The sequence below is a fragment of the Anaerolineae bacterium genome, from assembly GCA_013178165.1.
GTDB lineage: Bacteria > Chloroflexota > Anaerolineae > Aggregatilineales > Ch27 > Ch27.
This window is the reverse complement of the sequence record JABLXG010000001.1, coordinates 1-13,920: the sequence shown is the minus strand read 5'-3', so window position 1 is coordinate 13,920 and position 13,920 is coordinate 1. Positions and strand designations below refer to the sequence as shown.

General features: G+C 62.8%; 6 protein-coding genes. 4 read left to right on the top strand and 2 right to left on the bottom strand.

Going from position 1 to position 13,920, the window contains the following annotated elements; translation table 11 throughout:
• Positions 1-5: 5 nt before the first annotated feature.
• The 3 genes from HPY64_00030 to aroQ are packed head-to-tail and all read left to right on the top strand — an operon-like array spanning position 6 to position 1,998.
• The gene (locus HPY64_00030; GenBank protein ID NPV65511.1) at positions 6-521 is read left to right on the top strand and encodes a shikimate kinase; all 516 of its coding nucleotides are present in this window, start codon (positions 6-8) and stop codon (positions 519-521) included.
• The gene (aroB, locus tag HPY64_00025; GenBank protein ID NPV65510.1) at positions 494-1,555 is read left to right on the top strand and encodes a 3-dehydroquinate synthase; all 1,062 of its coding nucleotides are present in this window, start codon (positions 494-496) and stop codon (positions 1,553-1,555) included. Before HPY64_00030 ends, aroB begins: the two co-directional genes overlap by 28 nt.
• A complete protein-coding gene (gene aroQ / locus HPY64_00020) occupies positions 1,552-1,998 on the top strand; it encodes a type II 3-dehydroquinate dehydratase (protein ID NPV65509.1) in 447 nt (148 codons plus the stop codon). The genes aroB and aroQ overlap by 4 nt, the downstream gene beginning before the upstream one ends.
• 27 nt (positions 1,999-2,025) lie before the next feature.
• Here the strand turns inward: aroQ and HPY64_00015 are convergent, their stop codons facing one another.
• Positions 2,026-2,574 carry a cob(I)yrinic acid a,c-diamide adenosyltransferase gene (locus tag HPY64_00015; protein ID NPV65508.1) on the bottom strand — a complete coding sequence of 183 codons (549 nt, stop codon included), beginning with the start codon at positions 2,572-2,574 and terminating at the stop codon, positions 2,026-2,028.
• 265 nt (positions 2,575-2,839) lie between these two features.
• Between HPY64_00015 and HPY64_00010 the strand changes: the two genes are divergently transcribed.
• Positions 2,840-13,195, top strand: a complete 10,356-nt coding sequence (locus tag HPY64_00010) for a DUF11 domain-containing protein (protein NPV65507.1) — start codon at positions 2,840-2,842, stop codon at positions 13,193-13,195.
• A 53-nt stretch (positions 13,196-13,248) separates the two neighbouring features.
• Here the strand turns inward: HPY64_00010 and HPY64_00005 are convergent.
• The coding region (locus HPY64_00005) for an MFS transporter (protein ID NPV65506.1) at positions 13,249-13,920 on the bottom strand (672 nt) is incomplete at its 5' end.

The window sequence follows — 13,920 nt, the reverse complement described above, 5'->3', positions numbered from 1 at the left end:
GGGCGATGAATCTCGTTCTGACTGGCTTTATGGGTACCGGTAAGACGACCGTTGGCCGGCTGGTGGCCGAACAGCTGGGCCGGCCATTTGTGGACATGGACGCGCTGATCGAGCAGCGTGCCGGGCAGAGCATCCCGGCCATCTTCGCCGCCAGGGGCGAGGCCGCCTTCCGCCACATGGAGCGCGAACTGTGCCATGAACTGGCTGCCCTGGATGGGCTGGTGATCGCCACCGGCGGCGGGGCGCTGATCGACCCGATCAACCGGGCGCTGATGACTGGCAGCGGTATCGTGATCTGCCTGGAGGCATCCCCTGAAGTTTTGCTGGCACGGCTACAGACGCAACAGGATCGCCCCCTGCTTGACGGCTCAGCCCTGCTGGAGCGAATCCACGCCCTGCTGGAAGCCCGCCGGGTAGCGTATGCCGCCCTGCCGTACCATCTGGATACCAGCGCCCTGACGCCCTGGCAAACCATGGAGGAAATCCTGGCCTTATGGCAGAAACTGACTGCATCCACGTAGGCACACCGGTTGGCGGTTATGACATTCTCTTCGCGGCGGGAGGGTTGCAGCGGCTGGACCAGCTCCTGACTGCCCGCGGTTTGACCGGGCGCACCATCGTCGGGACCAACACCACCCTGGCCCCGCTGTATGGCCGCGCCCTGGCCGGGCAACTACCGAACGCGGTCACCGTCACATTGCCGGATGGCGAACAGCATAAAACGCTGGAGACATGCCGGGTGGTCTACAGCGGTCTGGCGCAGCTTGGCCTGGATCGACATGGACTGATCATCGCGCTGGGCGGTGGCGTCATCGGCGATTTGATGGGTTTTGTGGCCGCCACCTATATGCGCGGCGTGCGGCTGGTGCAGGTTCCCACCACTCTGCTGGCCATGGTCGATTCCAGCGTGGGTGGCAAGACCGGTGTTGACCTGCCCGAAGGGAAGAACCTGGTGGGCGCATTCAAACAGCCCGAACTGGTTGTGATCGATCCGGACGTGTTGCGTACCCTGCCGGATACCGAATGGCGTTGCGGCCTGGCAGAAGTCATCAAGCATGGTCTGCTGGCTGACCCGACCCTGCTCGACTCCACTCTGTTGCAGCGCCAACGGGCAGCGGAGTTCATCCCGCGCGCGGTGCGGGTCAAAGTTGATGTCGTCCAGCAGGACCCCTTCGAACAGAACATCCGCGCCCACCTGAACCTGGGCCATACCTTTGCTCACGCCCTGGAACAGGTCAGCGGCTACACCTGGAAGCACGGCGAGGCTGTGGCCGTTGGTCTGGTTGCGGCCGCCCGTCTCTCGGCCCGCCTGGGCCTGTGTTCTCCTGATCTACCCGCCCAGGTTGAGCGGCTGCTGGGCGAGCTTGGCCTGCCAGTGCGCTTCGGCCCGTACGATCCCACGAATCTGTGGCAGGCCATGGCCGTCGACAAAAAATGGCAGGATGGCCGCAATCGTTTCGTGCTGCTGCAGGGCATCGGAGCGCCGGTAGTTAGAGAAAACGTGCCACCTGAAGAGGTAATGGCCGTCTTGAAGGAGCTGGGTGATCAGGCATGAGTCCCGAAATTCTGATTCTTCACGGCCCGAACTTGAATCTGCTTGGGCAGCGCGAACCGGAAGTCTATGGCTCGCTGACGCTTGACGACATCAACGAGCGCATCCAGGATCATGCCCGCGAACGCGGTGTACAGGTGCGCATCCAGCAGTCTAACCACGAGGGTGTGCTTATTGACGCGCTGCACATCGCCCGCAACTGGGCAGCAGGGGTGATCTTCAACCCCGGTGCGTACACGCATACCTCCGTCGCCCTGCGCGACGCTATCAGCGCCATCGATTTGCCAGTAGTGGAAGTCCACCTGAGCAATATCTACGCCCGCGAGCCGTTCCGCCAGCATTCGCTGACAGCGCCAGCCTGTCTGGGTCAGATCAGCGGTTTCGGCTGGCGGAGCTACACGCTTGGCCTTGACGCCTTGCTGGGCTACCTGGGGCTGTTGGACTGACGCGGCATCGTTGGTGCAGCCAGCCTTTCACGTCCGGGCTGACCAGGGCACTTCACCCTGGCCCGCCTGCAGGTTGACCCAGCGTGCCAGGGTGAATAGAAAATCAGAGAGGCGATTCAGGTACGCGATCGTGACTGGATTGATGGCCTCGACATCAGCCAGCGCCACAGCCACCCGCTCGGCCCGGCGGCATACCGTCCGCGCCACATGCAGCGCCGCCGATCCCGGCGTTCCCCCCGGCAGAATGAAGCTGGTTAACGGTGGCAGGTCTTCATCCATGCTGTCGATAGCCTGTTCCAGCGCCTCAACCGCCGCCTGTTCGATGCGCATCACCCAGGCCGAGCGGGTATCCAGCGGCGTCGCCAGATCTGATCCCAGGCGAAACAGATCATTCTGGACGGTCTCCAGCCAGCGCCGGGCCTGTTCCGGTAACGGCCCGGCCCGTACCACCCCCAGCCAGGAGTTCAGTTCATCCACCGTGCCGTATGCTTCCACCCGCACATGATGCTTGCGCACACGCCCGCCACCGAATAACCCCGTATCCCCACTGTCGCCTGTACGTGTGTAGATCTTCACTGTCTGGTCATCCTGTCCAGTTAAGCTGTTCAACATCTCGGCATAGAGTATAGCAGACCAGATCAAACCAGACGAGGGTAGCGTGCCGCCTGTCAGCCCTGCTGGCCCCGCACCAGGTAGTACATTCTGGCACTTGCCTTGAGCGTTGAAGACACCCCATAATGATAGGCAGTGTTCATCCTCTGGTACCCGAACGGTGTCAGCCAGGATCCGGTTTCAGCGTCACGCTATAGAGCCGGATGCACCTGCCTGCAGGGGGATAATCATGGGTTCAAAGCGGCTGTTGCGCGTCCTGACGATCGTTTATGTCCTGGCCATCATCCTCAATTCATCCAGCCTTCTACTGCCTTCTCTGCCCGCTGTCGAAGCCATTGCAGCACCACCATCCGCGCCTGTCACTGCCAGCCGTCCGAACGGGCAAACAACGACGCCGGGGTTTTGCGGAACCGATGGCTTTGATCCGGATGGCAGCATCGGCGTCGGCCTGACCACCGTCACCACGTACTCCAGCATCTTCGGCGAAAACACGGTCGCCCCCGGCAGTAGCAATGGCAACCCCAATGGCGAGGTGCTGCGCCTGATCCCGGGCGAGACTATCCGCTTCAACCTGGTCATCAGTAACGATCGCGCCAGCGGGGATCTGACGGGTGTGTGGGGTGAGATCGTCATGACTCACGGTCCGCGCCTGCAGCCTGTCTGGGACGTGACTCCCTTTGACGGCGTGCTCTCCCCTGGGGAACGCATCACCGGCCACATCGACTATGTGGCCCAGCCAACCGACCCGACACTGGTCAATTACACCTTCTATGGCTGGGGATACGCTGGCACCGCTGGCCGCTGCGATATCGACCGGGCCTCCGATCCCGGCATTAACACTGAGTTCCGCGTGGAAGGCCCCAGTATCACCCTTAGCCTGACAGCTCCAGAGGCGATCGAGGTCGGCGCGCCAGTGACCTGGACTCTCACCCTACAGAACAACCGTCCCCTGACGACGACCATCGACTCGATCAGCGATCTGTTGCTGGAGGGCAGCGCCTTCGGGGCGTGCACCCCGGCGCCCAGCCCGCCTACCCTGGAGCAGATTCTACAGGCGCAGGCGGGCACTAACACGCTGCCAGCCTCTGCCGGGTCTTCGCTCAGCATGACCTTCTCCTGTAACATGTTGCCTGCCTACCCGGACCCGGTGGTCAATGAGGTCACCGTCCTGGCCACCGCCGCTGGCATCCAACTCCCGTTTCGCGTGACCGGCACGCCGGTAGCCCGCGCTGTGCCTTCCATCCGTGTCAGTAAACTGGCCGATGTCGATCAGGCGGCCATCGGCGATACCATCACCTACACCGTGCGGGTGGAAAATGACGGCGACACCCCCCTCAACAGCGTGACAGTCGTCGATTCGCTGACCGGCCTGCTGGTCAACGTACCCAAGACGCTGGCTCCCGGCGCGTCCTACCAGGAGAATGTGGCCTACATTGTTCAGGAGAACGACCCCGATCCGCTGGTTAACATCCTGACCGGGATCGGCGTCTCCCCACAGGGTGCAACTGTGAGCAGTAACTGGACGGAAAGCGTCGACAAGCGCAACCCGGCCTTGCAACTTACAGTCAGCGCTGCACCGGCGGCAATCGCTGTTGGCGAAGTGCTGACCTACACCTTCCAGGTCACCAACACCAGCACGGAAGGGCTGGTCAATGTCCTGGTGGAGTTCCCCCTCTGCGCGGAACCCGGCGCAGGCACGGGGTGTTCCGGCACGCGAGTGTTGCTCGGCACACCTCCCGCGCCCAGCACCAGCCTGCTCGCCGGCGCGACGGTTAGCGGTACGTTCACCTACACCATCCAGGGCACCGAGCCTGACCCATTCGGTTTCACGCCACTCACGACAGCCAGGGCTTCTGCCATCACCAACAGCGGCTCGACCATTGCTGACACCGCTTCAGTGCTGGTCGACATTCTGGATAACCAGATCCGGATCGAGGCCAGCGCCGACCGCGAAACCGCCCTGCGCGGCGATACGATCACCTACACCTTCACCGTCAGCAACCTGACCAGCACCCCCCTGCAAGTGCTTTCCATCACCGACACATTGCTCGGCGCTATCGGCAACATCCCCGCTGGAGGCCTGCTGCTCGACCCGGCAACGCCATACACCTTCACCGAGCAATACACGATCAGCGGCAGCGATCCCAGCCCGTTGGTCAACGTTGCCACGGTCACGGCTGAAGGCGGAATCACCGATTCCACCTCCGAAGTCGTCGAAATCAGCAACGCGCAGTTGTTCATCACGGTGACTTCCGATCCGCCCAGTGAACAACTGCCGGGGCTCCCGGTTAGCTACAGCGTTTTCGTCTCCAACAACGGCCGCATCACCCTGACAGACATTACCGGTTTCTACCAGGTTGTCGGGCTGGCTCAGCCGGAGCAGCAGTTTTCGCTTCAGTTCCCCGGCCAGAGCGCTCCTTCGCTGGCTCCTGGCGACCTGGCCCCGTTTGAACTGGCCACCGGCGGCTTCAGCCGTCCTGTCCAGAGCGACGACCCCGACCCGTTGACCGTGCTGGTGCGCATCCAGGGTACCGACGACAAAGGCACGCGGCGCAGCTTCTTCGCCACCAGGACGATCGACGTTCTTCCGGCGCAGTTGCGCGTGCATAAGGAAGCCAACGTCACCCGTGCCGCAGTAGGGGATACCGTCACCTACGAATTCTTCGTGACCAACATCCAGGAGAATGAGATCACCAACGTCAGCGCTGTTGATTCGCTGTGCGCCGCGGATCTGAGCGGCTGCAGCGGCAGCACGGTCCTGCTGGCGCCCTACGATCCCGTCACAGAGACCACTACCGGCCCCTTTGTGTCGGTTATCCCAAGCCTGCAACCTGGCGAGATGGCCTACGGTACCTTTAACTACACGGTCCTCACTGCTGACCTGAGCCGGCAGGATCGTATCCTCAAGAACCGAGTGACTGTTTCCGGCACGCTGCAGCCCACACTGCACCCTGTCGGCGATGCTGACGAGTGGGACATCCAGCTGGTCAATCCGCTGGTCATCGACAAGGTGGCCGATCGCATCATCGCCACTGATGGGCAATGTGTCACCTACACCTTCACCGTCAGCAACATCAGCAACCTGAGCACCATCACGAATATCACCGTCAGCGATACAGCGCTGGGGGATCTGAGCGCCGCCTTCCCGCCATTCTCCCTGCCCCCCGGCAACGTGGTGACGCTCAGCCAGACCACGCCAGCCTGCACCGGCGCCACCCAGCACCGCGTCACCGCCGATGACCTCCCGGCAATCGCCAATACGGTCACCGCCCGCGGCGTCGTCAACGGTCAGATTGTGACCGCCCAGGACACCTGGCGGGTAGAAGTGACCTCGCCGATCCTGGTTCAAAAGACCAATATCGAACCGTTCTTTGGCTTTGCCGTAGTTGGCGATGTCATCCGCTACCGTGTCACACTGACCAACGTCTCTGACGTGCCCTATTCGTTCATCAGCGCCAGGGATACTTCAAACAGCGCCTATGAAACCGAACGTACGCTCAGCACCGCGACGCTGATCGCCAACAGCGCCGATCCCGCCAACCCGGCGTTGACCCCCGGCGAGAGCACTTCGATCGAGTACACCTATGAAGTCGGGCCACGTGACCCGGACGAACTGGTCAACACCTTCCAGGTGGTGATGACCAATGGCGTCGACACCCTGACGTTCTCCGATACCCACAGCGTGGACATCTACAGCCCGTTCCTGATCCTCAAGATTCCCAACCGCTCTTTCGCTGTGGTCGGCGAGACCATCCACTATGACTATTTGGTGTACAACGTCAGCCAGATAGCTATGAACCAGGTCACGGTCGTCGATGACCGCCTTGGCCCGATCGCCAACCGCCGTATCGACAACCCGGCGGTCAACCCTGGCACACCCTACGATACCACACCCAAGACGTTGCCCGCCGCACGGGACTATCCCTGCCTGTTCCCGATCTGCGACGCCTCCTACCTGGAAAGCAACCCGGCGGCGAACAATTACACCGTCCGCCCCACTGACCTGACCTCGGACAAACTGGTCAACACCGTCACCGTACGCGGGACAACAACAACCGACTCCCGCGAACCGGGCGTGACGATCCTCTCCACCCAGTCGGCAGAGGTACAGATCCGGAATCCCTTGCAGGTCGTCAAGATCGGTCCGCCGCAGGCCAGCCGCGGCGATTCGGTCACCTATGCGGTCACAGTGACCAACACCAGTCCCCTGGCATCATCCAATGTGATCACCAATATCAGTGTGATCGATGCGCAAACGGGCGAGGTGGCCATGACCTTCCCCGACCCGCTCAACCGCCCGCGGACGCTCAACCCCGGCGAGTCAGCGGCAGGTACGGTCAACCTGATCATTCCACAGACGGCCTCAGACCCGTTCGTCAACACCGTCAATGCCACCGGTGAGCTGATCATCGACACCAATCGCTACAACCTCAGTACGCTGGGTACCGCGTCAATCGATCTAGACGATCCCATTCTCGAGGTCGTCCTGCTGGGCAGCACCGACACGGCAGAACGCAACACCCTGGTCACCTGGAGCGCCCGGCTATCTAACAACGGCACAAGCGACCTGACCAACCTGACCTACAGCGACGCCACCGGCATCAATTTCGCGACTGACTCGGATTGCCCGACTACGCTACCGGTTGGCGCGGTTGATATTGTCTGCACCTGGCAGGACCTCATCACCGATCTTGACCCTGACCCCTTCATTAACACGCTGCGCGTGGAAGGCGAAACACTGGGCGGCACCGATGTGGCAGCGGAGGCGGAGTTCATCGTTGATGTGATCGACCCGCGCTTCCGCGTCAGCAAGGTGGCCGTGCCAAACGTGGCCTTCGTGGGCGACACCATTCGCTACACTATCACCGTAACCAACGCCAGCGACTCCACCATGACCGGCGTGACCGCCTATGACTCGCTGACCGGCCCTGTCCCGCTGCAATTCCCTGGCGGAATCCCCGGTGTACTGAACAACAACGAATCAGCCACGGCCACCATCTCCTACACGCTCTCCCAGGCCGATCCCAGCCCGCTGATCAACCTGGTCACTGCCAGTGGCACAACCGTCGCCGGTAATAATCTCCTGACCGACAGCACCTACACCACCGTGCTGATCACCGCATCGCAATTGCTGGTACAGAAACAGGCCTCACCGGCCACCGTCCAGCTGGGCGAGCGCATCACCTATAACATCGCCATCACCAACATCGGCCAGATTCCCATCCGCAATATCCAGGTCGTCGATTCCGCCGTCGGGCTGAACACGGCCACCAACCCGAACGTCTGCGGCGGGCCGGTCACCTATGGCGGTCGATCCTACACGGTCAACTGCACGGTCAGGACGCCATTGACCATCGCCCCGATCGACGCCCTTGATCCCTTCGAGGTCGCCTTCCTGACTTACGAAGTTGAAGTCACGGCTGATCTCCCCGATCCGTTCGTCAACGAAGCTGTCGCCACCGGTGTCGACGGCCAGGGAAACCCCATCGAGGGCGCCGATACCATCGCAGTGAACATCCTGACCCCCGGCATCCAGCTCACCAAGACCGCCGACCGCGCCGGGGCGGCAGTTGGCGATACCGTGCTCTATACAGTGGAACTGGTTAACCTTGGCGACACTGACCTGACCAACGTGCAGGTCATCGACAACGAACTGGGGACCCCCATTCAGATGAGCGTGGAAGGTGGGCCGCTCAGGACCACCATTCCCGCTCTGCCCCCAAATCAGCGGGCCATTGGTGTCATTGCCTATACCGTCACCACCAGCACCCCTAACCCGTTTGTTAATACTGTCACCGTGATCAACGACCAGGGCATCACCGACGGCGCGGCGGCGACAATCGACATCCGCGACCTGGGAATTGCCGTCACCAAGACGCCGCGCACAACTTCCGTGGTGATCGGCGACACTGTCACCTACGACATTGAGGTGACCAACACCAGCGGTCAGCCTCTGAGCGCCATCTCCGTCATCGACCACCTCTCCAGATTGCCGATCCCGCTCCGCGATCCGGCCACCGGAGCCATCATCGACACGCTTGAGCCAGACGGCAGAGCTGTGGGCGCCTTTGACTACACCATCCCGCCGGGCGCACCGGATCCGCTGGTCAATCGTGTAACCGCCACAGGGCGCGCCAGCTCCGGCGTCACAATCTCATCCAGCGGACTGGCCCTGGTGGACATCCGCGAAGCCGACCTGAGTCTGACCAAGACCGCCTCTACCGGCATCGCCCTCATCGGGGAAACTGTCACCTATGGCTTCCTGGTCCGCAACGAAGGCACCTCCACCCTGACAAATGTCGCGCTCAGCGATCCATTATGCGTCACTGCCGACAGCGGCTGCACTGGCGGCCAGGTGGACCTGACCTTCCCCGGCGATCCGGGCGTGTTGGAAGCGGGGCAGGAAGCCACCGGCATCCTGACCCGTGCGGTTCGGGCCAGCGATCCCGATCCGCTGATCAACATCGCGCTGGCAACAGCTCGGACAGCCAACGGCACAACCATCCAGGATACCGATAGTGTCTCTGTCCAGATTGCCTCCTCCGACCTTGTAGTGAGCAAGACCGTTGCCGGGATTGGCGGCTGTGCCGCACCGGTCGTCAGGCCGTTTGCCCGGGTTGGCGATATCGTCGCCTACCGGGTGCGCATTGAGAATCTGGGCGCCACCCCCATCACCAACATCAGCGTGGTCGACACTACGGGTGGCCAGGATATCACCGCTCGTCTGCTACCTGGCGTAACGCCGCCTCTCACCCCAACCCTGGGCGGGTTTGGCTCCGCCGAAACCTGCATCGAGATTCCAGTCACGGCAACCACTCCCGATCCGCTGATCAACACTGTCGTGGCCACCGGTCTGCTGGGCGGTGTCACCTTCCTGACCGACACAGCTTCCGCCAGCATCCCCATTGCCAGCGGCGATCTGTTCGTGACCAATGTAGCCGATCGGCCTAGCGCCGCCATCGGCGAGACAATCACCTACATGGTCACGGTGCGCAATACCGGCCTGCGCACACTCAACAACGTCCGTGCGACCAGCCCTGAGGCCGGCGGCGCGATCGCCCTGGACACCGACACGCTGAACCCCGGCCAGAGCACCACCGGCACATACACGCACACGATCACCGGCCTGGACAGCGATCCCTTTGTGAGCACGGTAACGGTCACGGCTATCGCGCCTGGCCCGCTCACACTGACGGATACCGCTTCGGCGAGCGTGGACATCGTGTCGCCGGGTATCCGCCTGACCAAGTCTGCTACCCCGACGGTGGCAACCATCGGCACCGAGATCGCCTATACGCTGACCGTGACTAACACCGGTGCGGAGAACATCACCAGCTTCACCGTGATCGATCCGCTCCTCGGCGGGGATATCACCGGCTGCTTTGATCCGGGCGTCGCCCTGCCGGACCCGGCGCCGATCTGCACGCCGCCCGGCGCTTCCCCACTACCACTCGCACCGGGCGCCAGCGCCAGCGCGACCATCCGCCGTATCCTGACCTCTGGAGACGGCGATCCGGCCACTAACACAGCCGCGGTGACTGCTGCTGTCTTCAACCCGGCAGACCCGGCCAACCCGATCATGGTCGCTGATACCGCCCGTGCCCAGGTGATCGTCGCCGGCAGCGGCCTCAATGTGATCAAGACGGCAGATCGCGCTGCCGCGTTTGACGGTGACCTGGTGACGTACACCCTTGACATCACCAATACCAGCACCACACCGGTCACTGGCCTGACAGTGACCGATACCCTGGTTTCGTCCATCACCCTGCCCAAGTACACCCTGGCAATCGGCGAGCGCATTACCACGACCTACACTCACCGGGTGAATGCGGTGCTCGATCCCGACCCCCTGGTCAATACGGTTCAGGTTGTTGGGCGTGATGGCTTCGGCATCACTGTAAGTGACACATCCTCGGCCACGGTTGCCATCCTGAACAACACCGCCATCCGGGTTACGGTCAGCGCTGACCGAACGACTGTCCTGGCCGGTCAGACCGTGAATTACCTGGCCACTGTGACCAATATCGGCGGGGAGACGCTCTCTGGTGTCTCGGCGCTGGCCACCCTGCCTGATGGCAGCGCCCTCGATCTTACCGGCCAGTTCGCTATGACGACCCTGGCCCCCGGCGGCAGCGTCGTCGCAACTTTCAGCTACAATGTCCTGCTCTCTGACTCTTCGCCTCTGGTGGCCTCGGTCATCGCCCAGGGCACTGGCCCGACAGTCGGCACGGTTTCCGATACCGGCTCTATCGCCGTCACCATCACCCTCTCATCGATGAGCATCAGCGCCACGCCGCTCAATTGCTCGACACCGTGCATCGGGATCGCCGGGGATTCGATTATGTTCGTCGCCAACCTCCGTAACGATGGGGCGACCACGCTGACCAATGTATCCCTGACGACCAACGTCCCGATCCAGACCACCGATCCCACCAGCGGCTTGATTCTGACGCCGGGCCAGCGTGTCACGATCGAGTTCGTTTACATCGTGCCGCTGAACGCGCCCGACCCCGTGAACCTGACCCTGCAGGCCCAGGGCCTCGACCCCATCGGCACGACGATCAGCCGGAGCTACACGTACCTGCTGGATACCGCCGCCCCCCGGATCGACGTGAGTCTGAGCGCAAACAGGGAAGGCGCGGCCCCCGGCGAGGTCGTCACCTACACTGCGGAGATTCGCAATTCCGGGTCCGAGCCGCTATCTGACCTGGCGCTAGTCGATGGCCTCGTCGGCGCATTGACTAGCCGCCTGCCGGTGCGTTCGCTGGCGCCCGGCCAGCGTACATCGGTCTCCTACACCTACACAGTCGGCACAAACACGCCCGACCCACTGGTGAGCACGGTAACAGCTAGCGGCATGACTTCGTTCAACCGTTCGGTTGCCGACAATGACACCTACGTGCTCAACGTGCTGCGCCCGCAGCTCTACATCCGGGCCGTAGCCAGCAAGACGGTAGCGACACTTGGCGAGCGTGTGGACTACACCGTGAGCGTCCTGAACGTTGGCGACGGTCCGATCAATAATCTGCGCGGTTCGTTTGTGGTGGATAGGTCCTTCACTGCGGGCGGGCAGCCTCGCCCGGCGGCTCAGGGCGGTGCGATAGTTCTTGGCACAACAACACTCCCGCCGGGAGTCGCCACTTCCGGTTTCTTCAGCTACATTCCCACCACCGGCGACCCCAATCCGCTGACCATCCGCGTCATTGTATCTGGTGAGGGCTTCGTCGGGACCGCCACGCTGCCGGTCAGCGCGGAAACCACGGTCACTATCGCCCTGATCACCACCGATCCTTCCGGCAACCCCTACATCATCGGGACGCCAGTCCCCGGTGTAGCTGATCCACAGGTGAACAAGGATGTCCTGCAGCCATTCGCTGCGCCGGGCGGACAGGTCACCTGGACGCTCACCGTACGCAATCCGGGCACAGAACCGCTGGCCGGGGTGATCCTCACCGACACGCTCGACATTAAGATGCAGGTGGAGAGCGTGACAATCAGCAATGGCACAATCGAGCGCGAGGGTAACACGGTCGTCGCGGTCACCAACACCCTGAACTTCAACGATGCGGCCACACTGACCATTGTTGCCCGCGTCAATGAAGGGGTGATCGCTGGCGCCATCCTGCAGAACGTGGGATGTGCAACGTCCGTAGGCGGCAGCGCCTCGATCTGCGATACCGCCGCCGTACGTATCGTCCCGGATGCCGCGCTGCTGCCCGCCACCGGCCAGGCCACAGCCTTAGAAAACAGCGACACAGCCATCTTTATCGCCATCGCCACCGTCATTGCGCTGCTGGCGCTGGGGTTGCTCGGCATGGCCCTGGGCGATCCGGAGCACCGGGGTCAACTGCTGACTCTGGCCGCCATCGGCGTGATTGTGCTGCTGGCGATCGTCATCGTTGTCGCCCTGATCGGGGGAGCTGGCGGCAGCGGAGGCCCGCAGGTGGAGGCTTCCGCCACATCAGCCGAAGTTGTCGAAGGCATCCCACAGCGCCCCACGCTGCCGCCTGCGTTCACCCCGCCGCCCACGCCAACGCCCCTGCCGCCAACGGCCATCCCGATCCCGGCGGCGCAGAACACCCTGCCCTCGCCGCCGGAACCAACGGTTGTCCCACCCTTCCGCCCACAGTCGGAGCGCGAGTTGTTCATCCCCAAGCTGGGGCTGAGCAGCGCCGTGCCCATCGTGAACATTCCCCTGCGTAACCGAACCTGGGATGTACGCGACCTGGGCCAGAACATCGGCTTCCTGCAGGGCACGACCTGGGTTGATGAGGCGGCTGGCGAATTCGGCGGGAATACTGTCCTGGCCGGCCACATCCAGATTACGCAGGGCGTGCCGGGGCCGTTCCGCGACCTCGACCTGCTGGAAGTGGGCGACTCAATCTTCCTGGTCGATCGCCACACTATCTACGAATTCCAGGTCAGCGCCATCGATGTCGTTGCGGCAAACGATGTCGAGGTGACCTACCCGACCGCGCAGCAAACGCTGACGCTGATCACCTGCACCACATGGAATGCATTCCGGGGGGTCTTTGCGGAACGGTTGGTTGTTCGGGCGCAGCCGGTACGGACGATGACGTACTGAGCAGGCCGAAACGGTACAACAGGGGGTAGCGTGCGCTGCCCCCTGTAATTGTCTTACTGCCCGGTTTCAAAAGACCCGGGTTGTTCGGCTGGCCGCAACGCCACCCGGATCACGCCGATCATGGACACAAGCACCGCCAATGCCAGCGCAAAGGGCAGCCATGGCCTGACGGCATAAAGATGACCGGCCGCCCAGGGGCCAACAAATGCCCCGACGCCAAAGGCTGTCTCCACCAGCCCGAACGCTGTTCCACGCTGGTGCGGCGGCGTATGCTCGCTGACCACGCCCAGCGATAGCGTCCGCGCGGTCAGGTAGATGCCCATCAAAAAATAGGCGCCAATCATCGCCGGGAGCTGCCAGACACCGCCCGGCGCTGCCAACAGCACGCCAAAGGCTACCGCCATCACGCCTGCGCCAACCGCCAGCGCCTGTCGCGAATGCCGCCTGCCCAGTACAAATGCCCACACAACGCCCCCGGTAGCGGTTGCTGCTCCCAGGCTGCCGATCAGACCGACCGGCAAGCCGCGCACCTGCTCCAGATAGCTGGGCGCCAGCAGATACCCCAACGACATTGCCAGAAACAGCACCAGCAGCACCGCGTAGATCCGCACCTGCGCGGCGCTCATTCGCCACCAGGCGCTGCCGGAAGCCTGCCCCGCACGGGCGGCGTCATGCACATGATCCCAGGGCAGTTCCGGCGTGCGCATCACGGTCAGCGTGGAGAA

What these genes read in the sequence shown, in the direction of transcription:
- aroB (NPV65510.1), top strand. Translation starts at nt 494, where the DNA reads ATGGCAGAAACTGACTGCATCCACGTAGGCACACCGGTTGGCGGTTAT.
- HPY64_00010 (NPV65507.1), top strand. Translation starts at nt 2,840, where the DNA reads ATGGGTTCAAAGCGGCTGTTGCGCGTCCTGACGATCGTTTATGTCCTG.
- HPY64_00030 (NPV65511.1), top strand. Translation starts at nt 6, where the DNA reads ATGAATCTCGTTCTGACTGGCTTTATGGGTACCGGTAAGACGACCGTT.
- aroQ (NPV65509.1), top strand. Translation starts at nt 1,552, where the DNA reads ATGAGTCCCGAAATTCTGATTCTTCACGGCCCGAACTTGAATCTGCTT.